Genomic DNA, 25,329 nt, shown 5'->3' on the forward strand with positions numbered 1-25,329 from the left:
TCCTCATTGCCAACCCCCGCACGCTAAGCGAAGACGCTGACGAATTCGGGGTTCCTCGTAACTCGCCTCGACGCATCACCTATCTTCGCAGTCACCAGCTTCGAGTCAGCAGGAGACATGGACCGAGAAGAACGTCGGCGCGCCAAAGCCGTAGTCAAGGACGTCAAGGACTGGGTCGACCGACTCGCGAAGGTCCTCGATGAACGGCAGCGCATCATGACTGCCGCGGCCGATGCCACGGCCGAGATCTCAGCACGATTCACTCCCATCCCAACTGGCAAAAAGCCTTCCTGGCGGACCGTCGGACTCATGCCTTCAGACGGCGAAATCCTTGCCGCCTGTGCACGCGCGCACGCGCTCCCGAAGCTGTCCTCTTCGATGCAGCGTGCGGTCAAACGGGTGACCAGCGATGAGACGTTGAAATTCCTCGCAGACGCGAAGGCCGCTGTTGGTGCGCGCCGGATGTTCGCGGGACGGGACCAAAAGGAGGCCGGCGTCCTGGCGACGAACTCCCTTACTCAGCTTCACGGTGAACTGAGTCGCGAAGACTTGACCATGGAGCTGGGAGCGCTTGAGAGTCGGACCAAGTCGTCCAAGAAGTACCCACCCGAGACCGTTCTTGATGACGCTGCTGGCCTCAGAAGGCTCTTCGGCGTGGCGCCCGAATTGCTAACGCAGACAGACCTGGACTCTGCCTACCGTTACATCCGGACGATCGACCGTGCTTTGGATCAGGAGCACGAGTTCAGGTCCGCCGTCACTACCGCTGCCAATGCCGTTCGGCAGACGGAGGCCCGCTCCATGGTGGCGGACATCCCTGTCGAGCGGCTGAAAGACGCGACAAGCGGCCAGGTACGAATCAATGCTCTGACTGCCGCCGGCATCGGGACGGTCCTCGAAGTCCTCGAACGCGAGTTCCTCATCGAGTCGCTACCGGGAGTCGGTGAGACAACCGGCCGCCGGATGATTGGCGCTGCCCGGACGATCTGGCAGACCACCCTCGATGAGATGCCTGTGCGAATCGACATTAAGAACCGCACGCAGGCGACCGCGGAGCTCCTTTCCGCCATGCGGAGCTGGGAAGCCGCCCGATCCATCCAGACCGCGACCGACGATCTCGCGGCCGCGAATGACATCCGTCTCCTGCTGAACTCCCTAGACCCCAAGACCACTCACGTGGTGGTCAAGGCGGACTCACGGCCTGCCCCGGACCTTCGCGCAGCCATCGATGCCATCGCAAGACGCGCCGCGCTGATCGCGGGCGAAAAGGGTCCTTCGACTAAAGACCCCTGGGATGACTTCCTGGCTCGGCCCGCTGACTACTACGCCATGCTTTCTGAGCTCGGCTTCCTGCCTGACGACGACAAGGCCAGTGAGGGCGACCTGCCCGAAGAGATTCTCGATGCGATTCGCGATCTCAAGCTTGAGATGTCCCATCTTGACGCCTCACTTCGCGGTTATCAGTCGTTCGCCGCGCGCTTCGCGGTCGTACAGCGCAAGGTCATCATCGGCGACGAGATGGGGCTCGGAAAGACCGTCGAGTCACTCGCCGTCCTCACGCACCTCCGCGCCAAGGGTGCCCATCACTTTCTCGTCGTGTGCCCAGCCGCCGTCGTGACGAACTGGATGCGCGAGGTGACCGACAAGTCCAAATTGCGCGCCCACCGTCTTCACGGACCGGGGCGCGATGGCGCGCTCACCGCGTGGATCCGTGGCGGAGGGGTGGCGATCACCACCTACGACAGCCTGACCTGGCTCGACGGACAGATCCCCGATCGGGCCCAGCCCGCGTGCGTCGTCTTCGATGAGGCGCACTACATCAAGAACCCCGATGCCAAACGGACCCGTCGCTCACGCGCCCTCATCGAGCAAGCAGATCGGGCGATTCTCCTCACCGGTACGCCGCTGGAGAACCGCATCGAGGAGTTCCGCAACCTCGTGGGTTACCTCCGGCCAGACCTCACCGTCAACGCGTCGGAATTCGCTCCGCGCCAGTTCCGCAAACAGGTCGCCCCGGCCTACCTCCGCCGGAACCAGGAGGACGTCCTCACCGAGCTTCCCGATCTCGTAGAAGTGGACGAGTGGATGCCGCTCTCATCGTCGGACTACGAGCATTACCGAGCGGCAGTGGTAGAGGGGAACTTCATGGGGATGCGCCAAGCCGCGATGCGTGCTGGCGCGAAGTCCCAGAAGATGCAGCGACTGTTCGAGATCGTGGAAGAAGCCGAAGACAACGAGCGGAAGGTCCTGGTCTTCTCCCACTTCCGCGATGCTCTCGACGACATCGCGTCGATCCTGCCTGGCAAGGTCTTCGGTCCGCTCACGGGATCCGTTCCCGCAGCGAAGCGCCAACAGATGGTCGATGAGTTCTCGGTCGCATCGCACGGCGCGGTGCTTGTGGCTCAGATCGTCGCCGGAGGTGTCGGGCTCAACATTCAGGCCGCCTCCGTCGTGGTGATTGTCGAGCCGCAACTCAAGCCCACGACGGAGTGGCAAGCCATCGCGCGATCGCGCCGCATGGGGCAACTCGAGTCGGTACAGGTCCACCGGCTGTTGTCCGAAGATGGAGTCGACCGTCGAATCACTCAGATTCTGGCGAGAAAGAGTGAGCTGTTCGCCGACTTCGCGCGCGTATCGGAGACTGCGGATAGCGCACCGGAAGCATTTGATATTTCGGATGCGGAGATCGCGCGGGAAGTCGTCGCGGCGGAGCGCGAACGTCTGTTAGCAACTACCACGAGTTGAGGGACCGCGAATGGCCGATCTGCACGCTGTAGTCGATGCAATCACCGACATCAAGGAGTTAAGGGGTTCTCCAAAGACCTCTGGGACGTGGTCCACGTCTTGGAGGAGATTCGGGATGAACTGCAAACCCTCACGTCACTGCTGAGTCCATAGCTCGCAGCGGGATCAATCAGGCGCTCTCGCGAAGCTCCCTGACTTGGCGAAGTTCGATCGCGAGATTCGCGCGCGAAGTTGTCGTGGCAGAAAAGCGGCGTCTCGCAGCCTCCGACTGGACGAGGGATTGGCCTGTCGTGAGGCTCGCGCCTCATAGACGGTCGATCCACGTGTCCTCCTCTCGGTCATCCCACGCGGATGTCACGACTGGCTTTGCGGGCGGCTCGGACCCAAGCCGGGCCAGGACTTGCAGGGCTTCCTCGTGGCTGAGCGACCTCAGCGACTCGACCGGGCGACCGGCAGCAGTTTCGATCGCCTTCTGACGATCGACCATCTCAGTGAGGCCGCGGGAATCGAGTGCCTTGCGCAGCAGCTGGACCTGCCAGTCGCTGATCGGTGCGGGTTCCTGATCCGCCGGCTCCGGCGTGGATGTTTCGTCGCCGAAAAGAGAGAGTTCGTCGGACACAGCGCAAGTGTATTGACCGGGTCCGGCGACGCGGGCGAACCTCAGGAGCGCTCCGATAACGAACGTGCACGGTTCACAGGACTACCGGTTCTCAAGCAACTCCTGGAACCGCGCGAAGGCGCCCTAATAGTCCTCAATCATCCGACGAAATACTCGGTCTACGGCGTACTGTCCCGTCGAAACTTCCATCGTCTTCGCCGGGCCTAGCCCGAAGAGGTGTCTTTCGCCGGTCTTGACGCGAGTCGTCTCAACCTCGAAGACCTCGGGCAATCGATCCGTTTCGACGGTTCCCTTGCCCGATACGTCGTTGACCGCTCCGCTGTCGTAGTCGGTCGAAGAACTCACCGAGAACTCGCCCGATACCTCAGCGCCGTATCGGTTGTGGATGTAGGCCATCGCCATATCGTGGGCGAGCTGATCCCTGTCCATGGTCGCCATCCTCACATCAACAGACTCGCCCGGCGGCGAATTGTCGATTCGTCTGACCCTCCGTCGGTCAATGGACGACAATGCAGACGAAAACCTTGAGAACTAGGTACGGAGGGCTCTGTTGGGGTCATCAGTCGACTTCGTAACCGTCGGTCGTTCAGGCATGAGATGTGAGGTCACCACCCCGTCGGGTCGCGAAATGATCCTCGAAGGCGACTTAGACACAGTCGAACCCGAGATTTCCGGTGCCATCGAACTCACGGCCAATCCCGCGCTCGTTCGCAATGCGTGGGCCTACGCGAAACATCACAAACTGAGTCGCCGCATGCGCAAGCCCGAGAAGGTCGAGGCACACCTCAAGGAGTCGAAGGCTCACCACAAGGTTGCGGCACACATCGCCGATCTGATCGAAACTCAAACGAGCAGCGTGAGGAAGGGTTGGTGCTCGTCTTGCATCTCCTTGACCACCCATGCCAAATCAAAGGGGGATTTCGGGCGCCTTCCTGCGTACCTCTGCGGCTCTTGCGGTTCACCGACAGTGGTTTGCGCCGCACCGCCGTGTTCGAACATGGCAGTTCGCTCGTTCAAAATGGTGAAGACGCCTCGCTACTGCGCGGAGCATCGCCACGACATCACCGGCTTCGAGAAGGCGTCCAGTGGTTTCAGTGACCTGGCAGACGCCAACGAATTTCTGACGTTCGACAAGCCGAACCTGTCGAGAGGGACGAAGACCCTCGCGATGGCTATCCCTGCCGCCGGTGCTGTCGCGACCGGAGCCGTCTTCATGGCCCCAGCGATCGGTGGTGCCATCGGCGTCTTCGCTGGGGGATACAGCGGCGCCGCAGCGACCAGCTACGGCTTGGCGTTGCTTGGGGGCGGATCGATCGCGTCGGGAGGCCTCGGTGTGGCGGGCGGGACCGCAGCGATCGGGATCGGCGGAGGCATCCTGGGCGGGGGCCTTGGCAGCATGGTGACCACCGCCTACGCCCGGGACGACAAGTCCTTCAACATCCAGAAACTGAGGGAGGGCGCGGGAATCCCGGTCGTGATCGCTGCCGGCTTCATGAATGAAGGTAAGTCACCTTGGGTGGAGTGGAAGCCGATGGTCCGGGCTAGGTACCCCGATTCGCCGGTCTACCTCGTCAATTGGGGGAGCAGCGAACTGAAAAAGCTCTCCGGCTTGATCAGCCCTACTCTAGGGAAGGGCGGCGCGGCAGTAGTCGGCTCAAAGTTTGCAGCCAAGGCAACCAAGCTCGGTGCGAAGAAAATCGGACCTTCCGCTGCGGCGCTCCTCGTGGCGGACGTCGCTAAGAACCCTTGGCACGTCGCCAAATCACGGGCTGACAAGACCGGCGTCGTGCTTGGAGACTTGCTGACTCGGACGGACGCCGACGCATTCGTGCTGATCGGGCACAGCCTGGGCGCCCGGGTGATGGTTGTCGCGGCTCAGACTGTGGCGGCCGGATCGTCGAATCCGAAGATCGAAACCATCCATCTGCTCGGTGGGGCGATCGCAGCCAAGGGTAACTGGCGCAGTCTCAACGATGCCGTGACGAAGTCCGTGTACAACTACCACTCGTCCAATGACCTCGTGCTGAAGAACATGTATCGCATCGCGCAGGCAGGAAGCACACCAATCGGGTTGCGGGGCTTCCGCACTAGTTTTCCGAAGATCAGGGACCGAGACGTCTCCAAGCGGGTCGACGGACACCGTCAGTACATCCAGAACATCACCCTCGCGTAAGCGTCTCGTCAGGGTCTGCACCAACATGGGGCTCGTGCTTGGCCTCACGAACATCGATGACCGCTGATGGCTTCCAACTCAGACCGTCAGATCAGCTGCTCCGCCCTCCCCAACACTCGGCACGCATGCTACGAAAGTTCGTAGGGACAGGGGCGTTTCAGGCTCCCGTTTCAGTGATTTAGCGGTTGTTGACGGTTGTCGATGGGAGCGGTTCGGGTGCATGGTGGCGTGAAGATCTACCGGGGTCGGCGGCAGCGGCGCGGCACTACGTCGAGGCGGACCGGTCGCGCGCCGATGACTACTACTTGGCCGAGGGCAGCGGCCTCGCGATGCGGTTCGTCGCTGGGGCGGACGGCCTCGACCGGCGGCCCGACATGGACGGCCCAACCTACGAGCGTTGGGTCACCGGGTTCGACCTCGAGACCTGCTGCTCGTGCGCCTTGGCTATCCGCCCGCGATCATCTTCGAGAACGAACGCACGAAGTACCTCAAGGCGATGCGCAAGGCGGACCAAGGCGAGTACGGACCCTTGGGTGAACTGATTGCCCGCGCCGTCACGAACAATCTCTACCGGTTCGTCGTGCCAGCGGTCGCCGCACCGGCGCGGCTCGTCCCCCTGGCGAGTCTCGCGGACCCGGAGAAGGGACTCACCGTGACCGCGCTACGGGCAGCAGCCGAACGAGGCCGGCTCCGCGCCCAGAAGTCTGACAACGGCACGTGGCTAAGCTCAAAGAACTAGGTTGCCGAGTACCAGCGCAACAAGTAAAGGCGAGCGGAGCCTTCGACGGCTGATTGACACCACGGGGGGGGACGCAGCGAGACCCGTGACCACAGGAACTAGGCGTTGGCATACTGCGCTCCCGCCGCCGGTCACAAGAATTGTTTCCCTTCCCGAGCAACGTTGCCGCACCGGAGAAGATCGATCCATTCCTCGTGGACAACGGAGTCAGACAACGCAATTTCCCCAGACTGCTGATGTCCCGCCTGCGGGCTGGAACGATGGGGTCTAGACGGTAGAGACGAGTTACCACACGACAGACGATGAGGAGGTCGAACCTTGTCCGACCTTCCATCTACCCATTCCCTGGCGAACGCGCGCGTTTTCTTGGCGGGCGTCTTGACAAGCCGGGGCCCCATGACCGAACTGCAACTGAAAGCCTTGCTCCGCGGCAAGAAACTGCCGTGCTCAGATGAGCAAATCACAGCCATCCTCGAGAGCCGCGGATTCTTCCGTGACGGGGCTGGCCGCATCTGCTTTCGCCGAACGGAACCCGACCACACAAGCAGGTCTGATCGTCATGACGCCGCAGTAGGCCTGAACTTGACGCAGTTGTGCGTGCTACTCGGCGTCGGCCCTGGTGACGTCCAGCGTCATATGCGCGGTCTGGCAAGCAGTCAACCGGAGATCCGGTGGCAACGCCTGTGGCAGGAACTCGACCTTGGAAAGTTGCCACGGATCTCGACAGGCACGCTCGCCAGCCTCCGAGAGTCAATTGACCGCGAGCGCGCTCGCCAGTTCAAAGACGAAGCAAAGACCAGGAACCAGCGCATCGTTGAGACGAGTGGGCCGACGAAGCGCCGCCCCGTAACGAAGGACAAGGGAAAGTCCCAGACTGCGTCAACTCCATCGGGGCAGGCTGATCCCAGCGCGAAGGTCGAGGCCAACCGCCGCGTTCTGGATGTGTATCTCGAGAAGCGGCGCACGCGAATTGCGGCACGTTCATCCGAGTCCCTCGCTCCTGACCGGACGGCACCGGCCGCCGACCATGCATCGCCTGCCATCCAGAGGCAGAGTTCATCTGCTTTCAGTTGGGTTCGGACTGCGAATGGTTGCCTCTGGCTACGCATTGCACCAGCAGAAACCGAAGGCGAACGTCGCCTTGAGAGTTCGCTACAGTCGCTGAAGAAGGGCCTCGTCATCCTCAATGCCACCGTTCGCGTAGGTCGTCAGGAACGCGAGGTTGACGCGATCATCGTGCATCCACACGCAGTGATTACTGTTGAGCAAAAGGACACGCGGCATCGGGGAGAGATCGTAGTGCCTCTCAACGGACCGGCCACGGTCGGCGGAAACGCGGTCGACGAAAGCTTCCGAACTCAAGCCCGCAAAGCGGCACAGCTCTTGGCGAGCCTGCTGCAGAAGACCGAGCCGCGGATCGCCTTGGGCTTCGTGACGCCGGTTCTCTGCTTCCACGGCCGAGACATCCACGTCAGGGATGACGAACCCACAGAAGTTCGCATAGCAACAACCGAGACCGTAGCGGTGTTGGCCCGCGACATTGGGGAGGATCAGCCACCGCTAAAAGCTCCTGAGGTCGAGCGTCTTCTCGCGGTTCTCGGCCTCCCGTCACTGAACGAACAGGCTCTTCGCGAACTCGGATTTAGTTGAACGTCATGACCGGTAGTCCTGCGGCGGTCTGGGAATTCGGCGAACTTTGCCAAATGGACCGATCCTGATTATCCCTGCTACATCAGTGTTATCGCCGTTTTCTCGCGATCTCAGCGAGCGATACCCCTGATGGCACCAGTGGCACGCGGCATATCCGACGCTCAGCAGGATCGGCAGGTCGCGGCGCGCACCTCGGCCAGCGCCTCACTCCACTCCCACCAGTCCACCGGGTTCTCGGCGTGCTGACGCAGGTACGGCGACTGGGACTGAGCGAGTCGATTGGCCATTGGCTCACGCTACCGGGGCGCCGAACGGGCACCTCGCGGCGCCATCGCCCCGTCAGTCGACGGCGAGGACCTCTTCCTCGAGGTTGACCACCAGCAGGTCCGCCGCATCCTCAGGGCCGTCGACCGCGAGTTGCTTGACTTCGTAGTCGAAGTCGGACGATCGCCAGGGTCGACCGGGCGCCCGCTCGTCGGTGTAGATAACCCGTCCCTCAATGACATCGGCCGATTCGGACACGACGATGACGTCCTCGATCGTGAGGACCGGCCCGTTGTCATCGGTGCGCCGCATCCCGACCAGCAGGTCGCGCAACGTCCTGAACTCGGATGCGAGGTCTCGCCTGGCCATCAGTTCCTCCACTCCTTGTAGCCGATGATGACACCGCGTATCCGTTTCCTCCCACGGATCTTGTCCGTCCGAACGAGGACCCTTGAACCGGCCCGACCGCGCCGGAGAGCCGACACGTCACGAGCAGGCTCAGTCCTCGACCCTTACGGACGCATCTCCATGTCATAGGTGACCCAGGCCGTTCGTTCGCCGAGCTGGTCGTGCAAACCGCGGGCACGGTAGTTGTCCTCCGCCGTGATCCAACGCACTCGCTCCCATCCGCGATCTTCCGCAAAGACCCGAATGTCCTCGAAGTTCGCTCGGGACGCGCCGGAGCCGCGGAGGTCGGGGTCGATGAACAGATCGTCGAGGAAGCCGGCCTTGCCGGCCACGATCGGACGCAGGAACTCACGCAGGTGGGCCAGTCCGACGAGCTCACCCGAATTGTCGGGATCCTCGACCACACGGGCGTGGATGTCCTGTCCCTGAATCCACGACCAGAGAGTGTCGAGATGTTCAACGCTCACGTCGCGCTGGTAGAAGGTGCAATATCCCCGGTAGAGACGTTCCCAGGAGTTGCGGTCTGACGCCGTTGCGGCGCGAACGATCCATGTGCCCATGTCATGGTCCTTTGACTCGTCGTGCTTGGTCGAGACCGGGGCCTAGATGGGCACGCCGCGTCGGCGCTCCCACCGGCCGACGACGAACATCACGAGCCCCGCGAGGGCCCAGCCGGCGATGATGTCGATGACGTAGTGCTCGGCGTAGTAGACCAGCGCGAACGCCATGACGAGCGGGTAGATCAGCGCCGTCCAGCGCCACGGGCTGGTGAGGCGGCGGATGGTCCACAGCGCCACGAGCATCGCGATGCCGCCGTGCAGCGAGGGCATGGCGGCGACGGGATTGCCCACCTTGGCCAGGATGACGTGGAAGCCGCCCAGCCCGAGGTCGGACCAGCCGCGGCCGGTCAGCCGGGGCAGGCTCTCGGCGATGTAGCCCTCCTTCGACGCCAGCCACGGAGGCGCCATCGGGTACAGCACGTAGACGATCAGGCCCGCCACGTTCATCACGAGGTAACGGCTCAGCCACGCCGCCCAGTCGACCCGGTTCCGCACCCACAGCACGAGCGCCAGGGTGAGGGCGACCACGAAATGCGTGTAGTAGACGGTCGTGAGGAGGACGTCGTACCAACGCGGCGGGGTCTCGCGGACGCACGGGTCGCCACACAGGGCGTCCTGCAGGTAGGCCGTCGGCAGGTCGTTGCCGCCCGTCAGCCAGCGGTCCACGTGGATCGGCATCGTCCAGTGCACGGTGCCGATCAGCTCGTCGCTCAGCCCGCGACTGTAGAGATAGACCACGAGCACGGCGAACGCCGGCCACCAGTCCTTGACGAAGTCGAGGTGGGCCCGGGCGGGCACGCCCCACCGCCACGCGATGACAGCCAGCCACATCCACGCGAACATCTGGAACGGGTCGGTCGGCACGCCGATGACCACGATCCACGCCACGAGGGCCGCCGCATAGACCGCGATGGCGAGCGGGCGCCAGCGCACCGCCCTCGAGCGGGGCTCGGTCGCCTCGGTGGACTCCTCGGTGGTCACCGGCAACCTCCTCCGTGCGGGACCGGCCGGTCGATGCGGCGGTCGAGCCAGACATCGCGGCCGCACACCTGCGCGATCACACGGTATCGCTCCTGCACGACGTCGATCAGCCGCTGCGCGTCCACGCCCCAGTCGTCGAAGCCACTCCAGTCGACGATCCACGTGGGCGCGTCCGGACCCTCCAGCACGTCGCTCAACTGGTCCAGATCAGGGTCCAGCGCGCGGACGGGCAGACTCCACAGATAGGGGTAAGGGCTCTCGAGTCCCGCGTTGAACAGGACGTTCGGCTGCCCGTAGGTGACGACGCCGGTGTCGCCGGGCTCGGCGACCTTCTCGATGGCGCGGCCCACGGCCTGCTGCTCGCGGCCGTCCCGGCCGGGGTCGGTCAGCGCGTATCCGGTGGACACGATCGTCGCGGCCACGAGTACGACCGCACCGGTACGAGCCCAGCGCCGGGGTACCTGAGCGGCGGCCAGGCCGGCACCGAGCGCGCCGGTCGGGATCAGCGCGATCAGGTAGTGCGCCCAGTAGCTGCCGCCCATCAGGGCGAACGCCGTGGCTGCGAGCAGCGCGGCGCTCGTCGCCCAGACGACAGGGTCGCGGCGGCGGGCCGCCAGGACCAGGACGGCGGCCGTCAACATGGCCAGCCCGCTGACGAGCCAGGTCGAGACCATGGCGAGCAGGCGCTCAGTCGTGGCACCCGAGGCGGACGCGCGGATCGTCGCACCGGCCTCGAGCCGGAAGGTCACGACTGCGTCGAACAACTCGACCGGACCCGCACCCCGGGCGGCCGCGAGCGCCACGGCGGCCGTCAGCGTCACCGCCACTCCCCCGACGACCCCGGCGGCGAGCGCCAGCAGCTGACTCCGGGACCGGCGCCCGCGCCACGCGATCATGACGAGCGCCACGACCACGAAGACCGCCGCGTCCACGGTGGACTGCTTGACCAGGACCGCGAGGGTGGCCGCGGATCCGGCGACGACGGCCGCCTTCCAGCCCCCACCACGGCGGACGATGAGGACGGTCGCGAGCAGCGCGGCAGCGGAGAACGGGGCGGCGAGGATCTCGCCGTTGACGCGCGCGGTCCCCAGCCACGGCTGCGAGGCGAGGAGTGCGGCCGCACCGGCGGCCCAGACACCCGCTCGAGGGCCGGCTGCGACGCGGGCGGCGAGGCCCACCAGCACCACGACGGCCGCGGCGGCAGTGCAGCCGATCAGTCGCAGCGTCGTCAGGTCGCCGGCGGCCTCGAAGATCCACACCAGCACGGGCGGGCGGTCGACCCAGTACCTGCCGTAGAGCTCGTCTCCCTGGCCCCAGCCCGCGCCGACCATGAGGTAGCCCGCCTCGTCGCGTCCGGGAGGAGCCCCGATGAAGGGAAGCTGCAACAACACCGCGAGAACGGCGAAGCCGACGATCGCCAGACCGGATCGGTCACGCAGGGAACGTCGATCCCGACCACCGGATGCGAGGTCGGAAGGCACTCGAAGACCATAGTCGAGCCATCCCCGCGGCTCGGACCTCAGGACCGCACTCCCCCGCGTGACAGGCGGTAGAGGACGTGCCGGCGCAGCGGGCTGTCCAGCGCCAGTGCGGGGTGGTCGAAGTCGTCCGCAGGGTCACGCGTCATCCCCAAGCGCTCCATCACGGCGCGCGACCGGGCGTTCCCGGCGGCGGTGAACGAGACGATCTCTTCGAGCTCGAGGACGTCGAACCCGTGACGCAAGGCAGCGGTCCCGGCCTCGGTGGCGTAGCCGTGGCCCCAGGCCCAGCGGGCCAGTCGCCAGCCGACCTCGATGGTCGGCTCGCCACGCACGAGCTCGGCGATCGCCCGGGGCACGGGGTTGAGCCCGGTGAAGCCGGCGAACCGGCCGTCCGGGGTCTCGACGGCCCACAGGCCCCAGCCGTGCTCATCGAGACGGGAGGAGATCCGGTCGGCGAGAGCGTCGCTCTCGGAAGCGTCGAGCGGTGCCGGGAAGTGCTCCATGACCCGCGAATCCGCGTTGAGCGCTGCGAACGGCTCGCGATCGGCCTGGCTCCAGTGCCGCAGTCTCAACCGCGGCGTGCGCAGGTCCGTCACGGGGTGATCAGGAAGTGGAGTCGTCCTCGGGCTTGCGAGGAGTCTCGTCCTCGCCCTCGCCCTCCCAGGGCTGACGCGCCTTCTTGGCCATCTTGGCGAACGACCACAGCAGCAGCCCGACGATGATGCACAGGCCGAGCACGTACAGGCCCGGCAGCCAGCCGATCGACTGGTTGCCCTTGGGGTCGATCTCCTGGGCGGTGAGAACCGCGAGATCCAGCATGGTCACGGACACAGCCTAGTCCTGCTCGTGGCCGCACCACTGGTCGGCCGGGACGGCCGCCTTGACCTGGTCGACGTGCTCACCGCATCCGCGCCACGTCGTCTTGCCGCACTGCTTGCACGGAACCGGAGAGCACATGGGCCCCATCCTCACTGTCGTTCGACTGCCTACCTGTCGAGACTAGGCGATCGGCCGAAACCCCTGACACGACGGGCGGTGTGTGAGGGCGCGTCCCGTGGGTACCTCGCGACCATGAGCACCAACACCCGCCTCATCGAGACCACCCCGGAGCGAGTGTGGGATGTCCTGGCCGACGGCTGGCTGTACCCGCTGTGGGTCGTGGGCGCCTCACGCATGCGCGACGTCGACGCCGCGTGGCCCGAGGTCGGCGCCAAGCTGCACCACTCGGTGGGCGTGTGGCCGGCTCTGATCGACGACGACACCCTGGTGCTCGAATCCGATCCCGGGCGGTCGCTGAAGCTGCACGCCCGGGCGTGGCCGGCCGGGGCGGCCGAGGTGCTGATCACCCTCGCCCCGCAGGGCGCCGGGACCAACGTGACCATCGTCGAGCAGGCCGTCAGCGGACCGGCCACGATGATCCCGCAGGTCGTCCAGTCGCCGACGCTGCACTGGCGCAACACCGAGACCCTGCGCCGCCTCGCCTTCCTCGCCGAACGGCGCGAGGCTTCCGGAGCGTGACCTCGCGGGTCTGCACGGTCTGCACGCCGCAACTCCGGCGACCGCAGGCCGCCGGGAGCCGTACGGTGGAGAGGACGCCGGGCGCCGCGCTCGCGTCCTGGCAGGAGGCCCCCTCGTGACGACTTTCGACGCCATCGTGATCGGCGCCGGACCGAACGGACTCGTGGCGGCGAACCACCTCGTCGACGCGGGGTGGTCGGTCCTCGTCCTGGAGGAGCAGCCCACGGTGGGCGGGGCGGTGCGCAGCGACACCGACGTCCATCCCGACTTCGTGCACGACACCTTCAGCACCTTCTATCCCCTGGCGGCCGCTTCCCGCACCATCCAGGACCTCCGCCTCGAGGAGTACGGACTGGTGTGGCGCCATGCACCGGCCGTCCTGGGCCACCCGTTCGCCGACGGCCAGTGGGCCCTGCAGCACCGCGATCGTGAGATCACCGCTGCGCTGATGCATCGCCAGCACGCGGGCGACGGCGAGGCCTGGCTCGAGCTGTGCCGTACGTGGGACGAGATCGGCGACGCCCTCATCACCGGGCTGCTGACGCCGTTCCCGCCGGTGCGCGGCGGGCTGTCACTCCTGCGCCGCCTGCCGAAGGCGGGTGGTCTCGACCTCGTCAAGATGCTGCTCAGCCCTGTCGTCGACATCGCCGGCACGCGATTCGGCGGACCGGCACCGGGGATCCTGCTGGCCGGCAATGCCGGGCACGCCGACATCCCACTGGACTCCCCCGGCTCCGGGCTGATGGGCCTGATGATGACGATGATGGGCCAGACCGTCGGGTTCCCGGTGCCCGAGGGCGGCGCCGGGAAGTTCGCGGAGGCCTTGGCCGCACGGTTCCAGGCGCGCGGTGGACGAATCGAGACCTCCAGCCGAGTCGCGCACATCGACGTGTCGGGCGGGCGCGCGAGCGGGGTCCGCACGGCCGACGGCACTCCCTACGCAGCACGCCGCGCGGTCGTGTCCGACGTCGTGGCCTCGGCGCTGTACGGGGACCTGCTGGACCCGGCGGACGTCCCGGCCAAGGTGCACGAGCGGATGCGGCACTTCCGCCTCGACCCCGGCACCGTGAAGGTCGACTGGGCGCTCGACGGACCGATCCCATGGGCCTCACCGCCGCCCTACGCGCCCGGGACCTTCCACGTCGCCGACTCCCGCCATGAGATGAACCAGGCCCTGCAGCAGGTCCACGACGGCTACGTGCCCGCCTCGCCGTTCCTGCTGGCCGGTCAGATGACCACGACCGACCCGACCCGCTCGCCCGCGGGGACCGAGTCGGTGTGGGCGTACACGCACGTCCCGCAGCAGACGGTCGCCGATGCGGGCGACGGCACGATCCGGGGCACGTGGGACCGCGACGACGCCGAGCGCTTCGCGGACCGCATGCAGGACCGGATCGAGCGGCTGGCCCCGGGCTTCGGCTCGCGGATCCTGGCGCGCCGCGTGCTGGGCCCGCACGAGCTGCAGGCCCGGAACGCCAACCTCGTCGGTGGCGCCATCAACGGCGGCACCGCCGCGATCGACCAGCAGCTGTTCTTCCGCCCGATCCCCGGGCTGGGACGCGCCGAGACCTCGATCCCCGGGCTCTTCCTCGGCTCGGCGTCGGCTCATCCCGGCGGAGGCGTGCACGGCGCGCCGGGCATGAACGCCGCGCGGGCGGCCCTGGCCCACGGCCGGATCGACCAGGTGGTCTCGCCGGTGCGCGGCTGGGCGCGCTCGGTGAGGGCCCGGCGGGGCTGAGCCCCGCCGGACTCAGCGCAGACCGGCGAAGAGGTCGTCCTCGGGCAGCTCGGTGTCGACGAAGGTCTTCACCAGCTCCCAGTCCTCGGTGGGCCACGCCTCGGCCTGGACCTGGGGCGGCACGGCGAACCAGAACCCGTTGGGGTCGATCTGGGTCGCGTGCGCGATCAGGGCGCGGTCGCGGACCTCGAAGTAGTCGGCGCACGGCACGCGGGTGGTCATGCGCTTCTCGTGCTCGGGGTCGATCTCGCGGGTCTCGAGCCAGTCCTTGTAGGGCGACTCGAGGCCGTGCCGCTCCATCGCGGCGTTGATCGCCTCGATGCGCGCCCGCGACCAGCCGTGGTGGTAGTAGAGCTTCCTGACCTGCCACGGCTCGCCCAGCTCGGGGTAGCGCTCGGGATCGGCGGCGGCCTCGAACGCGTACACGCTGACCTCGTGGCACTTGACGTGATCGGGGTGCGGGTAGCCGCCGTTCTCGTCGTACGTCGTCAGGACGTGCGGGCGGAAGGAGCGGATCAGCCGGACGAGGGGCGCGGCGGCCTCCTCGATCGGCACGAGGGCGAAGCAGCCCTCGGGCAGCGGTGGCTTGGGGTTGCCCTCCGGCCAGCCCGAGTCGACGAAGCCCAGCCAGTCCTGGGTGACGCCCAGGATCTCGCGGGCCTTGTCCATCTCCTCGCGACGGATCTCGGCGATGAGCTCGGGGTTCTCGAGGATCCCCGGGTGCTCGAAGGCGGGGTTCAGGATCGACCCCCGTTCGCCGCCGGTGCAGGTGACGACGTGCACGTCGACCCCCTCGGCCACGTACTTGGCGGTGGACGCCGCACCCTTGCTCGACTCGTCATCAGGATGGGCGTGCACGTGCATCAGGCGCAGTTTGGTGTCTGCCTCGTTCTCGACCACGTGCCCCAGTCTTTCACGCCCCTGAGACACTGGAAGGCGTGACCGATCTCGACGCGCGCTACGGACGCCATCGCCGCACGACCCCGCGATGGCTGTGGCCCCTCGTCGCCGCCCTCGGCGTCACGGCGGGCATCGCTTGGGCCGCTTGGGCCTCGTGGACCGACGTGCCGGTGTTCCAGGCCCGCGTCCACTCCTACGAGGTCATCGACGCGCAGCGCACGAAGGTCGACCTGGAGATCTTCCGCGACGAGCCCGTGGCACTGACCTGCCGGGTGTTCGCCCAGGCCCAGGACAAGGTCGTCGTCGGTGAGAAGAACGTCGAGGTGCCGGCCTCGTCGCAGAGTCCCGTGCGCGTCGTCTCGGAGATCCGCACCGAGCGCCGTGCGGTCACCGCGGTTTTGGACTCCTGCGAACCTTCGTGATGCTGTAGACTCGACGTTTCACCCCGGGAGGTCCCGGGGTGTCGCACGTAGTGAGGAGAACAGCCATGTCGACCGAGACCGAGACCATCTGGGTGACCCAGGAGGCCTACGACCGACTCGTCGCCGAGCTCAACCGCCTCAAGAACGAGGTTCTTCCCGACATCACGCAGAAGATCGCCAATGCCCGCGAGGAGGGCGACCTGCGCGAGAACGGCGGGTACCACGCCGCTCGCGAGGAGCAGGGCAAGACCGACGCGCAGATCCGTCAGCTCGAGGACCGGCTGCGCCGCGCCGAGGTCGGCGACGCGCCGGCCGACGACGGCAAGGTCGAGGCGGGCATGAAGGTCACCATCCGCTTCCAGGGCGACACCGACACCGAGACGTTCCTGCTGGGCTCGCGTGAGCTGCTGAGCATGGACTCCAGCGTCGATCTGGACATCTACTCGCCCACGTCGCCGCTCGGTGCGGCCATCATGGGCACCTTCGCCGGCGACACGGTCTCCTACGAGGCTCCCAACGGCAAGACCCTCACCGTCGAGATCGTCGAGGCCAAGCCCTTCTGATCCGTCGGGACCGTCGGTTTACCACGGTCCCGTGGTAATTCGCCGCCTCCCCAGGGAAGTTTCCCTGGGGAGGCGCTGGTTTACCACGGGACCGTGGTAAACCGTCACGCTCAGCTGGGGTCGTAGCCCAGCTCGGTCAGGCGGCGCCAGACCTCCTCGCGGTGGGCGTTGCCGCGGGTCGCGACCTGCAGCGCCACCTCGACCTCGCGCACGCCCAGGGCCTCCGAGCCGCGATCGTGGTTGACGTTGAGGATGTTCACGTCCATCTGGGCCAGCTCGGTCAGCAGCCGCATCAGCTCGCCGGGGCGGTCCGAGATGCGCACGCGGAACATCAGGAACCGGCCGCCGGAGGCCAGGCCGTGCCGGATCACCTCGAGCAGGAGCAAGGCGTCGATGTTGCCGCCCGAGAGCACCGGGACCACGGGGCCGTCGAAGCGGTCCGGGTACTCCAGCAGCGCCGCCACTCCCACCGATCCCGCCGGCTCGGCGAGCAGCTTGGCGCGCTCGAGCAGTCCGATCAGCGCCTGACTCATCGACTCCTCGGAGACCGTGACGACGCCGTCCAAGTGCTCGCGGATCAACCCGAACGGCACTGCGCCCGGTCGTGAGACCGCGATCCCGTCGGCCATCGTCGACCCGAGGTCGGCCTCGACGGGGATCCCCTCGGCGAGCGATCCGGGATAGGCCGCCGCGGCCTCGGCCTGCACGCCGACGACCGTGATGTCGGGGCGCTCGGACTTGAGCAGGGCGATGCCGGCTGCCAGTCCCCCGCCGCCCAGGGGGACGAGGATGGTCGACACCTCCGGGAGCTGCTCGACGATCTCGAGTCCCACGGTCGCCTGCCCGGCGATGATGTCCGGGTGGTCGAAGGGGTGGATCAAGGTGGCGCCGGTCTGCTCGGCGAACTCGGCGGCGGCGACGAGCGCCTCGGTGACGCCGAGCCCGTGGAACCGGACCTCCGCGCCGTACCCGAGGGTGGCCTGGACCTTCGGCAGGGCAGCGCCGTGCGGCATGAAGATCGTGGCGCGGGCACCGAGCTTGGCGGCGGCGAGGGCGACGCCCTGCGCATGGTTGCCGGCGCTGGCCGCGACGACCCCGCGGGCACGCTCCTGGTCGGACAGCCGCGCGATGCGCGTGTAGGCGCCGCGGATCTTGAACGACCCGGCGCGCTGCAGGTTCTCGCACTTGAGCCGGACGTCGCGACCGGTCAGCTCGTGCAGCCACCTCGAGTGCGTGAGCGGCGTGACTTCACTGACGCCCTGGAGGGTTTGCCTTGCCGCGCGCGCATCGTCGAGGTCCACGCGTCCAGCCTAGGCCGGTGCCGCGGGTGGGTTCCCGAGGTCCCGTGACTCCTCGCCGAGTAGGCCATCGGTGTCCGGCGGGTCGCCCGCCGCCAGGTGCCGCACGATCGTGTTGACGCAGGCCGCGAGCGGCACTGCGAGCAGGGCACCGACGATGCCGCCGGCAACCAGCCCTGTCGCGATCACGAGCAGGATGGCGAGCGGATGGAGAGCGACGATGTGGCCCATCAGGAAGGGCTGCAGGACGTGTGCCTCGATTTGTTGCACCGCGATGACGCCCGCCAGCATCACCAACGCCGTGACCGGACCCTGGGCGACGAGGGCCACCAGAACCGCCACCAGGCCCGAGAGGGTGGCACCGATGATCGGGATGAAGGCACCCAGGAACACCAGGACGCCGATCGCCGCCGCGAGGGGAACCTGCAGGATCAGGGCGACGCCCGCGATGCCGACGGCGTCCGCCAGCGCGACGAGGACGGTGGCGCGCACGAACGCAGTGAGCGACCCCCACGCTGCGTGGCCCGAGGAGTGCACGCGCTCACGGGCGACCCGTGGGAACAACCGCACGATCCAGCCCCAGATGCGAGCTCCCTCATAGAGGAAGAAGAACAGGGTGAAGAACGTGACCAGGAAGCCAGCCACGAAGTGGCCGATCTGGACGCCGACTTCGGTGGCTTGCGAGAAGATGGCGGAGTCGCTGCTGGAGATCGCCTTCTCGAGTCGGTCGATCCAGTTGTCGAGCTGACGGTCGGAGAGATCGAGCGGCCCGGTGCGTGCCCAGTTCTGCACCTGGTCGATCCCCTCGATGACGCTGTCGCGCAGGTCGTCGAACTGCGTCGACAACTGCTGTCCCACCACGCCGATCAGGCCGATCACCGTGAGCAGCAGCCCCAGGACGACCGTCAGGGCCGCAGCGAGCCGGGGCACCCCGTGACGGGCGAGCCAGTCGACCGCTCCGACCGTGAGAGCCGCGAGCAGTGCGGCGATGGCGATCGGGACGGTGACCTCGGAGAAGTAGCCGAGCACCCGGATGAGCAGGTAGCCGGCGGCTCCGATGAGCACGAGGCGCCAGGCCCACGCCGCAGCGATCTCCACTCCGATGGGGATCGCGTACCGGCCGGCCCCCCGGGATTCGCTGCTCACTCTCTGAGGCTACGGGAACATGCCGCCATCGCGCGGCGTTGATGTTGGCATGCGATTCGGATTCGACAAGACGACGCTTCCCACGCCCGAGACCGCGCTCCCGGGCCGCGACACCCGCCCCTTCGAGGTCGGAGATCGGCACCTCGTGACCGGCAACCCCATCGAGACCGACGGTCCCGAGGGTTTCGGGATCGCCGTGTTCGGCCTCGGGTGCTTCTGGGGCGAGGAGAAGACGTTCTGGGAGCAGCCCGGCGTCTGGTCCACCTCCGTCGGCTATGCCGGCGGCGTCACCCCGAACCCGACGTACGAGGAGGTGTGCACGGGCCGTACCGGTCACGCCGAGGTCGTGCGCGTCGTCTTCGATCCCTCGGTCATCAGCTACGCCGACCTGTTGAAGGTGTTCTGGGAGAACCACGATCCGACGCAGGGCATGCGCCAGGGCAACGACCGCGGCTCGAACTACCGGTCCGTCATCTTGACCACGACGCCCGAGCAGCAGGCCGAGGCCGAGGCGTCCCGCGAGGCCTACCAGCAGCAGATGACCGCCCACGGGTACGGCCAGATCACGACGCAGATCCGCCCCCTCGACGCGTACTACTACGCCGAGGAGGCGCACCAGCAGTACCTCGTCAAGAACCCGTTCGGGTACTGCCCGCTGCACGCGACCGGCGTCTCCTACGCCTGAGCCTGTGCAACGATGACCCCGTGACAGTTCCCGCCCCGCGTCGCGTCGTCTTCGCGCGTGGCCAGTGGTGGGGCGGTGTTCCGTTCATCGTCGAACTCTGCATGGTCGGGACGATCATCGCGCTCGTCCTCATGGCTTCCCTCGGCGAGTTCGGCTGGTTCGTCCTCTTCCTCATCGGCCTGTGCGCGCCCATTGCCGCGGGAACGATCATCGCCGCCGACTGGGCGCTGCGAGCCGGCCGCGTCAGTTACGACGTGGAAGGACAACGCGTGTTCGCCCGACGGGGTCGACGGGTGCTGGCATCGTTCGACATCTCCGACTTCGACGAGGTAGCGATCCGGGAACGGCTCACGTGGGCGAATACCTTATGGAAGGGCTCGTCCTTCTCACCCTTCTTCTTCAATCTTCAGGGCTTGCCATATCTCGAAGCGACGAAGACCATCAATCGGTGGGAGCAGGAGCGCATTGTCTTCCCGCCCATCTTGATCTGGGGCAAGAAGTCGTGCGACGCCGCCGAGGCAACGCTTCGAGGCGAACTCAGCCGCAGCGGCGCCGAGCAGAACTAGCCAAGGCAGCATCTTCGACATTGCGTCATGCTTCAGGTATGCGTGAACGCCATTGTCGCCAGCAGTACCTCGTGAAGAACCCGTTCGGGTACTGCCCGCTGCACGCGACCGGCGTCTCCTACGCCTGATCGCATGAGCTGGAGTCGCGCCGAGCTGGAGTCCTTCGCCGGACGCACGATCCCGGACCTGGTGCCGGACGACCTGCGGCTGCTGTTCGTCGGGATCAACCCCGGCCTGGTCAGCGCCGCGACGGGCCTGCACTTCGCCCGCCGGGGCAACCGGTTCTACCCGGCGCTGGTGCGCGCCGGGCTGGTCGACACCGACGACCCGGCCCTGGCGGCCGAGCAGCTGCGTGACCGCGGCGTGGGGATCACCAATCTCGTCGCCCGAGCATCCGCCCGGGCCGACGAGTTGGACCCGTCCGAGCTGGTGGAGGGCCGCGCCCGCTTGGTCGAGCTCGTCACCGAGCACCGGCCGCGCGTCGTCGCGGTCGCGGGCATCACGTCCTTTCGCACCGCGTTCGGCCACCGCGCCGCCCGCCCGGGCCGGCAACCCGACGACCTCGCCGGGGCCCAGGTCTGGGTCGTGCCCAACCCCAGCGGACTGAACGCGCACGAGAACGTGGAGTCGCTGGCGCGGGCCTATCGCGAGGTGGCGCAAGCCGCGGGCCTGCTCCCCGCGTGACGGTCGTGCCCAGGGTGAGCCCATGGTCCAACGACTCAGCCTGATCACCCTCGGTGTGGCGGACCTGGATCGCGCCCGGTCGTTCCACGAGGACGGTCTCGTCAAGGACAATGACGAGGTCCGCTGGGGTGGCTACTCCGGGTACATCGCCGATCCGGACGGCCATCCGTGGGAGATCGCGCACCACCGGTTCTGGACCATCCACGAGGACAGCCGCACGACGCTGCGGTGAGCGTGAACTCGCGCTAGTGCGCGACGGGGCAGCCCGACGGCGCCTCGGCGGGTCCGGCGTCGGCGGCCGGCGCCTGCGCAGCAGCCACCGTGGGCGTGCGCGGCGTCAACGTGACGTGGAAGTCCTTCGGCACGATCGTCAGCCGCTCCTCGATGCGCAGCTCGTAGTCCGGGTCTCCCGTGATGTCGAAGCGATGCAGAATCCGCGCCAACACCAAGATCGCCTCGTGGATCGCGAACTGGCGGCCGATGCAGGCCCGCTCCCCCGTGCCGAACGGCTTGTAGATGTTCTTCATCCGCCCGCGCGAGTTCTCGGGCAGGAACCGGTCCGGATCGAAGTCCTCGGCCGTCGGACCCCAGGCCTTCGGATCGCGGTGCGTCATCGGCAGGATGATCATCGCCCAGTCATCCGGCGTCATCACGACCTCATGCTCGGTTCCCGCTCCGACGGTCGTCGTCTCGCGCGGAGACCGGGCGAACGCCGGGGCGGTGGGCCACAGCCGCAGGGTCTCGTCGAGGCAGCGCCGCAGGTAGCGCAGGCGCGGGATCTGCTCGAAGGTCGGCTCGGTGTCGGGGTCCGGCCCCAGCAGGTCGTCGAGCTCGGCGTGGGCCTTCGCGAGGATCTCGGGGTTCCGCGACAGGTAGTACAGCGCGAAGCTCAAGGCACCCGACGTCGTCTCGTGACCCGCCACCAGGAACGTGAGGATCTGCTCGCGGATGTTGCGGTCGTCGAGCTTCACACCGGTCTCGGGATGGGCCTCGTAGAGCATCCGGTCGAGCAGGTCGTCGTGCCGCTCACCGCTGTCGCGGCGCTCCCCCACCATCGTGTCGACGAGATCGTCGAGATACGCGCGCTGATCGGCGTTCCGCTCGTCGATGCGCCGAGCGATCCTGCCGCCCCCGGGCACCGCGTCGAGCGCACCCTTCTGCATCCCCGTCATGAGCGCCATCACCATCGCGTCGACGAACGGGTGACGCTCGCTGGAGGTGAACGATCCGAAGTCGCGGCTGAAGGCGCAGCGGCTGATCGTCTCGAGCGTCAGCCGGGTCATGTCGGCGGTCACGTCGATCGGCCCGCCCTGGCTGTCCCACACCCCGAACATCTCGGCCGCCGTCTCGAGCATCGTGTCGTGGTAGCCGCGCATCGCAGCCTTCGCGAAGGCCGGCATGAGCACGCCGTGGGCCGTGTGCCAGTTCTGCTCGCCCTCGAGCGCCGTGAACAAGCCGTCGCCGACGAAGTCGCGCAACTGCGCCACCGCGGGCGCCAGGACCTTGTAGAAGCGCGACTCGTCGCACAACTCGGCGGCCAGCGCGGCGTCGGAGACGAACACGTACTTCTGGTTGAAGACGCGCACCTCGAAGATCGGACCGAGGGACCCACCGATCGTCATGACGTTCTTGATCGGAGTGTCGGTGTTCATCCGCATCGCGTCGTAGGCGATGGGGCGACGCCCGGGCGGATGGGGGAACTTGTGCCCGCTCCAGCTGTTCCGCACGGTCAACAGGCTCACAATCCGGCCTTTCCTGCGAGGCGCCCCACGAGGCGCTGGTAGTGCGGCCCGGCCACCCGGGCGACCAGGTCGATCACCCGCGCGTCCGCGCCGATGAGCACCCTCGTCCTGCCCTTCTGGACGCCGTCGAGGATCACCTCGGCGGCCCGGGCGGGGCTGGTGCGGGCGATCCGGTCGAAGGTCGTCGCCAGTCCGTCGTGGTCGAGCCCGTCGACCTGGCCGGCGTTGCGCGCGACGTTGGTCTTGATCCCGCCGGGGTGCACGCACGTCACCTTCACCGGACGGCCGCGCGACGCCATCTCCATGCTCAGCGCCTCGGTGAAGCCGCGGACGGCGAACTTGGCGGCGTTGTACGCGCCCTGCGTGGGCACCGAGATGATGCCGAAGACGCTCGAGATGTTGACGACGTGACCATCACCCGAGGCGATCAGGTGGGGCAGGAATGCCTTCGTCCCGTTCACCACACCCCAGTAGTCGACGTCCATGACCCGCTCGAGGTGCTTGAAGTCCGTCGCCTCGATGTCGCCGGTGAACGCGATGCCCGCGTTGTTGTAGATCTGGTGGACGGCGCCGAAATGATCGGCGACCTCGGCGGCGTAGGCCAGCACCCGCTCACGCTCGGTGACGTCGAGGTGGTGCGACCGCACCTCACCGCCCGCCGCGCGGATCAGTTGCTCGGTCTCGGCCAGGCCTGCGGCGTCGACGTCGCAGATGGCGACCCGCGCCCCGCGGCCCACCAGCTCCAGCGCGAGTGCACGACCGATCCCCGAACCCGCACCCGTGACGACGGCGATCTTCTGTGTGAAGTACGTCATACCCACCTCCGAATACCGAGAGTATCCGAAAGTGGGGCGAATGCGCGCACCTCCCCCGTGTTCAGTCGCGCCGGGTGCGCGGAGTCATCCGCACACGCGGCAGCGGCGGAGCCGGGATGACGACTCCGTCGTGTCCCTCGACCCGACCGAAGCGTGGATCGAGCGCCTGCCACTGCTCGCGCGCGGCCACGACCTCCTCGTGCGTGCGCCCGATGAAGTTCCACCACATGACGATCTCCTCCTCGAACGGCTCACCGCCGAGGAGCATCACCAGGGTGGGGCGCTCGACCTCGATCGCCAGCGCGGCCCGGCCGGGCGCCAGATAGTGCAGGGCCCGCTGCGCGACCGGCTGCCCCGCGACGGTCGCGTCACCGTCGACGGCCAGCACGCCGTACTCGAAGGCAGAGTCCAGCTCGAACACGTGCCGCCCCGGCTGCAGTCGCAGCTCGACCCCCACGAGCGGGGTGTGCACCGTGGCCCGGGACTCGCCGCCACCGAACCGGCCGACGAGGACGACCCCCTCCCAACCGTCCCCACCCACGCGCGGGAGGTCCGGATGGTGCTCGAAGTCCGCCGGACCGTGCCGGCGATGCTCGGGCAGCGCGACCCAGAGCTGGATGCCATGCATCGGACCCGGGTCGCTGAACTCGGAGTGGGACACCCCGTCGCCCGAGGTCATGAGGTTCAGCTCGCCGGGGCGCAGCACGACGTCGCTGCCGAGGCTGTCGCGGTGCCGGATCGATCCCTCGATCGGCCACGTGACCGTCTGCAGTCCGGTGTGCGGATGCGGCAGGACCGCCATCGGCGCCCCGGTCGGGCCGAAGTGGTCGACGAAGCACCAGGCGCCGATCGTCGGCAGCGGACGGCTCGGCAGAGTGCGGTGGACCCGGAGACCGCGCAGACCGCCGAGCGGGACGTCCCGCGGCTCGATCGTGCGGTCGGTGATCATCAGCCGACCAGCGTCGATCGGAGGCGGTCGACCGTCTCGGGGCGGCCACCCCACTGCTGGAACCAGCCGAAGGCGCCGCCGGGGTGCTCGTCCCACGTGTCCAGGACGCCCGTGATGGCCTCGACCGGGGTCGCAAGGTACTGGTTGGGCAGCGTGGCGCGGCGCGGGCCGAAGAGGCGGCGGAACCGCGACTCGATCTGCTCCTCGTGCTGCGCCGTGACCAGGTAGTCGTCGACGATGTCCTCGCGCTTGGCACCCAGCAGGGCCAGGACCATCGCGATGGAAACGCCCGTGCGGTCCTTGCCCGCCGCGCAGTGCACGAGCGTGGTGCCCGGTGCCGTCGCGACGGCACCGACGACGTCGACGAGGTGGTCGGCGGTGGTGCGCAGCATCAGTTGGTACAGCTCGGCCAGGCTCTCGGGCGGGGCGACGCCGGGTCGCAGCGCGCTCAGCAACGGGAAGTTCAGGACCGTCACTCCCGACCCCGACAGCGGATGCTCGGGCTCGATCTCGGCCGCCGATCGCAGGTCGATGACGACCGACGGCGGCCAGACGATCTCCGGGGGCGCGGTGTCGTCTGCGAGGGGCAGGGCGCTGCGCAGCAGTCGCCCGGGCTGGACGGAGCCGCCCTCGACGGGCATCCCGCCGAGGTCGCGCAGATTCGGGACGGTCTCGTTCACGTC

The 25,329-nt window shown here is 67.4% G+C and carries 28 protein-coding genes and 1 pseudogene; 12 read left to right on the forward strand and 17 right to left on the reverse strand.

Translation table 11 applies throughout. From position 1 onward, the window contains the following. Positions 1–117: 117 nt before the first annotated feature. The gene (locus GL325_RS06415) at positions 118–2,745 is read left to right on the forward strand and encodes a DEAD/DEAH box helicase (protein WP_187768942.1); all 2,628 of its coding nucleotides are present in this window, start codon (positions 118–120) and stop codon (positions 2,743–2,745) included. A 304-nt stretch (positions 2,746–3,049) separates the two neighbouring features. Here the strand turns inward: GL325_RS06415 and GL325_RS06420 are convergent, their stop codons facing one another. Together GL325_RS06420 and GL325_RS06425 are read right to left on the reverse strand one after the other, a co-directional pair. Continuing rightward, on the reverse strand, positions 3,050–3,364 hold the full coding sequence (locus tag GL325_RS06420; RefSeq protein ID WP_187768943.1) for a hypothetical protein: 315 nt from the start codon (positions 3,362–3,364) through the stop codon (positions 3,050–3,052). 123 nt (positions 3,365–3,487) lie between these two features. Beyond that, the gene (locus GL325_RS06425; protein WP_187768944.1) at positions 3,488–3,793 is read right to left on the reverse strand and encodes a hypothetical protein; all 306 of its coding nucleotides are present in this window, start codon (positions 3,791–3,793) and stop codon (positions 3,488–3,490) included. 199 nt (positions 3,794–3,992) lie between these two features. On the opposite strand from GL325_RS06425, the gene GL325_RS06430 reads away from it, so the two are divergent. From GL325_RS06430 to GL325_RS06440, 3 genes are all read left to right on the forward strand, one after another. Next, positions 3,993–5,537, forward strand: coding sequence for a DUF726 domain-containing protein (locus tag GL325_RS06430; protein WP_223110976.1), 1,545 nt, complete (start codon positions 3,993–3,995; stop codon positions 5,535–5,537). Positions 5,538–5,970: 433 nt separating this feature from the next. Beyond that, complete coding sequence (locus tag GL325_RS06435) at positions 5,971–6,276, forward strand: hypothetical protein (RefSeq protein WP_187768946.1); 306 nt, start codon at positions 5,971–5,973, stop codon at positions 6,274–6,276. Positions 6,277–6,672: 396 nt separating this feature from the next. Next, positions 6,673–7,926 carry a nuclease-related domain-containing protein gene (locus GL325_RS06440; RefSeq protein WP_187768947.1) on the forward strand — a complete coding sequence of 418 codons (1,254 nt, stop codon included), beginning with the start codon at positions 6,673–6,675 and terminating at the stop codon, positions 7,924–7,926. Positions 7,927–8,055: 129 nt separating this feature from the next. Here the strand turns inward: GL325_RS06440 and GL325_RS06445 are convergent. From GL325_RS06445 to GL325_RS06480, 8 genes and pseudogenes are all read right to left on the reverse strand, one after another. Beyond that, a pseudogene (locus GL325_RS06445) lies at positions 8,056–8,213 on the reverse strand (DUF255 domain-containing protein); the annotation flags it as partial. A 52-nt stretch (positions 8,214–8,265) separates the two neighbouring features. Further along, a complete protein-coding gene (locus GL325_RS06450; protein WP_187768948.1) occupies positions 8,266–8,571 on the reverse strand; it encodes a hypothetical protein in 306 nt (101 codons plus the stop codon). 131 nt (positions 8,572–8,702) lie between these two features. After that, complete coding sequence (locus GL325_RS06455) at positions 8,703–9,158, reverse strand: GNAT family N-acetyltransferase (RefSeq protein WP_187768949.1); 456 nt, start codon at positions 9,156–9,158, stop codon at positions 8,703–8,705. A gap of 42 nt (positions 9,159–9,200) precedes the next feature. Then, positions 9,201–10,139, reverse strand: a complete 939-nt coding sequence (locus tag GL325_RS06460) for a phosphatase PAP2 family protein (RefSeq protein WP_187768950.1) — start codon at positions 10,137–10,139, stop codon at positions 9,201–9,203. Next, on the reverse strand, positions 10,136–11,620 hold the full coding sequence (locus GL325_RS06465) for a hypothetical protein (RefSeq protein WP_187768951.1): 1,485 nt from the start codon (positions 11,618–11,620) through the stop codon (positions 10,136–10,138). The genes GL325_RS06460 and GL325_RS06465 overlap by 4 nt, the downstream gene beginning before the upstream one ends. Positions 11,621–11,658: 38 nt before the next feature. Further along, the gene (locus GL325_RS06470) at positions 11,659–12,216 is read right to left on the reverse strand and encodes a GNAT family N-acetyltransferase (protein ID WP_255955683.1); all 558 of its coding nucleotides are present in this window, start codon (positions 12,214–12,216) and stop codon (positions 11,659–11,661) included. Positions 12,217–12,223: 7 nt separating this feature from the next. Further along, complete coding sequence (locus tag GL325_RS06475; protein WP_187768952.1) at positions 12,224–12,445, reverse strand: hypothetical protein; 222 nt, start codon at positions 12,443–12,445, stop codon at positions 12,224–12,226. Positions 12,446–12,454: 9 nt separating this feature from the next. Next, a complete protein-coding gene (locus tag GL325_RS06480) occupies positions 12,455–12,577 on the reverse strand; it encodes a hypothetical protein (protein WP_255467271.1) in 123 nt (40 codons plus the stop codon). 114 nt (positions 12,578–12,691) lie between these two features. Between GL325_RS06480 and GL325_RS06485 the strand changes: the two genes are divergently transcribed. Continuing rightward, the gene (locus tag GL325_RS06485) at positions 12,692–13,138 is read left to right on the forward strand and encodes an SRPBCC domain-containing protein (protein WP_154595669.1); all 447 of its coding nucleotides are present in this window, start codon (positions 12,692–12,694) and stop codon (positions 13,136–13,138) included. Between the two features lie 115 nt (positions 13,139–13,253). Further along, a complete protein-coding gene (locus tag GL325_RS06490; protein WP_187768953.1) occupies positions 13,254–14,876 on the forward strand; it encodes an NAD(P)/FAD-dependent oxidoreductase in 1,623 nt (540 codons plus the stop codon). Positions 14,877–14,888: 12 nt separating this feature from the next. Here GL325_RS06490 and mca read toward each other — a convergent pair whose 3' ends face one another. Next, a complete protein-coding gene (mca, locus tag GL325_RS06495) occupies positions 14,889–15,740 on the reverse strand; it encodes a mycothiol conjugate amidase Mca (protein ID WP_187769041.1) in 852 nt (283 codons plus the stop codon). Between the two features lie 74 nt (positions 15,741–15,814). Between mca and GL325_RS06500 the strand changes: the two genes are divergently transcribed. Continuing rightward, positions 15,815–16,198: a DUF4307 domain-containing protein gene (locus GL325_RS06500; protein WP_187768954.1), complete on the forward strand. Its 384-nt coding sequence runs from the start codon at positions 15,815–15,817 to the stop codon at positions 16,196–16,198. A gap of 65 nt (positions 16,199–16,263) precedes the next feature. Next, positions 16,264–16,761 (forward strand): transcription elongation factor GreA, encoded by a 498-nt coding sequence (greA, locus tag GL325_RS06505; RefSeq protein ID WP_154595672.1) that lies wholly within the window; start codon positions 16,264–16,266, stop codon positions 16,759–16,761. Positions 16,762–16,871: 110 nt separating this feature from the next. Here the strand turns inward: greA and ilvA are convergent, their stop codons facing one another. Further along, positions 16,872–18,062, reverse strand: a complete 1,191-nt coding sequence (ilvA, locus tag GL325_RS06510) for a threonine ammonia-lyase (RefSeq protein ID WP_187768955.1) — start codon at positions 18,060–18,062, stop codon at positions 16,872–16,874. A 9-nt stretch (positions 18,063–18,071) separates the two neighbouring features. Next, positions 18,072–19,205 carry an AI-2E family transporter gene (locus tag GL325_RS06515; protein ID WP_187768956.1) on the reverse strand — a complete coding sequence of 378 codons (1,134 nt, stop codon included), beginning with the start codon at positions 19,203–19,205 and terminating at the stop codon, positions 18,072–18,074. A 49-nt stretch (positions 19,206–19,254) separates the two neighbouring features. On the opposite strand from GL325_RS06515, the gene msrA reads away from it, so the two are divergent. From msrA to GL325_RS06535, 4 genes are all read left to right on the forward strand, one after another. After that, on the forward strand, positions 19,255–19,890 hold the full coding sequence (msrA, locus tag GL325_RS06520; protein ID WP_187768957.1) for a peptide-methionine (S)-S-oxide reductase MsrA: 636 nt from the start codon (positions 19,255–19,257) through the stop codon (positions 19,888–19,890). Between the two features lie 20 nt (positions 19,891–19,910). After that, entirely contained in the window at positions 19,911–20,456 is a 546-nt protein-coding gene (locus GL325_RS06525) for a hypothetical protein (protein WP_187768958.1), read from the forward strand. Positions 20,457–20,588: 132 nt separating this feature from the next. Beyond that, the gene (locus tag GL325_RS06530; protein ID WP_187768959.1) at positions 20,589–21,140 is read left to right on the forward strand and encodes a mismatch-specific DNA-glycosylase; all 552 of its coding nucleotides are present in this window, start codon (positions 20,589–20,591) and stop codon (positions 21,138–21,140) included. A gap of 22 nt (positions 21,141–21,162) precedes the next feature. Continuing rightward, the gene (locus tag GL325_RS06535; RefSeq protein WP_187768960.1) at positions 21,163–21,372 is read left to right on the forward strand and encodes a hypothetical protein; all 210 of its coding nucleotides are present in this window, start codon (positions 21,163–21,165) and stop codon (positions 21,370–21,372) included. Positions 21,373–21,385: 13 nt separating this feature from the next. Here GL325_RS06535 and GL325_RS06540 read toward each other — a convergent pair whose 3' ends face one another. From GL325_RS06540 to GL325_RS06555, 4 genes are all read right to left on the reverse strand, one after another. Further along, positions 21,386–22,867, reverse strand: coding sequence for a cytochrome P450 (locus GL325_RS06540; RefSeq protein ID WP_255955689.1), 1,482 nt, complete (start codon positions 22,865–22,867; stop codon positions 21,386–21,388). A gap of 11 nt (positions 22,868–22,878) precedes the next feature. After that, positions 22,879–23,697, reverse strand: a complete 819-nt coding sequence (locus GL325_RS06545) for an SDR family oxidoreductase (RefSeq protein ID WP_187768962.1) — start codon at positions 23,695–23,697, stop codon at positions 22,879–22,881. Positions 23,698–23,758: 61 nt separating this feature from the next. After that, on the reverse strand, positions 23,759–24,646 hold the full coding sequence (locus tag GL325_RS06550) for a pirin family protein (RefSeq protein WP_187768963.1): 888 nt from the start codon (positions 24,644–24,646) through the stop codon (positions 23,759–23,761). Then, the gene (locus tag GL325_RS06555) at positions 24,646–25,326 is read right to left on the reverse strand and encodes a tyrosine-protein phosphatase (RefSeq protein ID WP_187768964.1); all 681 of its coding nucleotides are present in this window, start codon (positions 25,324–25,326) and stop codon (positions 24,646–24,648) included. The genes GL325_RS06550 and GL325_RS06555 overlap by 1 nt, the downstream gene beginning before the upstream one ends. Positions 25,327–25,329 lie beyond the last annotated feature (3 nt).

Origin of the sequence: Aeromicrobium sp. 636 (assembly GCF_024433585.1) — a bacterium.
Classification (GTDB): domain Bacteria; phylum Actinomycetota; class Actinomycetes; order Propionibacteriales; family Nocardioidaceae; genus Aeromicrobium; species Aeromicrobium senzhongii.

Excerpts from the sequence above, each read along its gene's own strand:
- GL325_RS06430 (WP_223110976.1), top strand. The coding sequence starts at position 3,993 with ATGATCCTCGAAGGCGACTTAGACACAGTCGAACCCGAGATTTCCGGT.
- GL325_RS06535 (WP_187768960.1), top strand. The coding sequence starts at position 21,163 with ATGGTCCAACGACTCAGCCTGATCACCCTCGGTGTGGCGGACCTGGAT.
- GL325_RS06545 (WP_187768962.1), bottom strand. The coding sequence starts at position 23,697 with ATGACGTACTTCACACAGAAGATCGCCGTCGTCACGGGTGCGGGTTCG.
- GL325_RS06485 (WP_154595669.1), top strand. The coding sequence starts at position 12,692 with ATGAGCACCAACACCCGCCTCATCGAGACCACCCCGGAGCGAGTGTGG.
- greA (WP_154595672.1), top strand. The coding sequence starts at position 16,264 with ATGTCGACCGAGACCGAGACCATCTGGGTGACCCAGGAGGCCTACGAC.
- GL325_RS06480 (WP_255467271.1), bottom strand. The coding sequence starts at position 12,577 with ATGTGCTCTCCGGTTCCGTGCAAGCAGTGCGGCAAGACGACGTGGCGC.
- GL325_RS06455 (WP_187768949.1), bottom strand. The coding sequence starts at position 9,158 with ATGGGCACATGGATCGTTCGCGCCGCAACGGCGTCAGACCGCAACTCC.
- GL325_RS06415 (WP_187768942.1), top strand. The coding sequence starts at position 118 with ATGGACCGAGAAGAACGTCGGCGCGCCAAAGCCGTAGTCAAGGACGTC.
- GL325_RS06440 (WP_187768947.1), top strand. The coding sequence starts at position 6,673 with ATGACCGAACTGCAACTGAAAGCCTTGCTCCGCGGCAAGAAACTGCCG.
- mca (WP_187769041.1), bottom strand. The coding sequence starts at position 15,740 with ATGCACGTGCACGCCCATCCTGATGACGAGTCGAGCAAGGGTGCGGCG.
- GL325_RS06530 (WP_187768959.1), top strand. The coding sequence starts at position 20,589 with ATGAGCTGGAGTCGCGCCGAGCTGGAGTCCTTCGCCGGACGCACGATC.
- GL325_RS06425 (WP_187768944.1), bottom strand. The coding sequence starts at position 3,793 with ATGGACAGGGATCAGCTCGCCCACGATATGGCGATGGCCTACATCCAC.
- GL325_RS06550 (WP_187768963.1), bottom strand. The coding sequence starts at position 24,646 with ATGATCACCGACCGCACGATCGAGCCGCGGGACGTCCCGCTCGGCGGT.
- msrA (WP_187768957.1), top strand. The coding sequence starts at position 19,255 with ATGCGATTCGGATTCGACAAGACGACGCTTCCCACGCCCGAGACCGCG.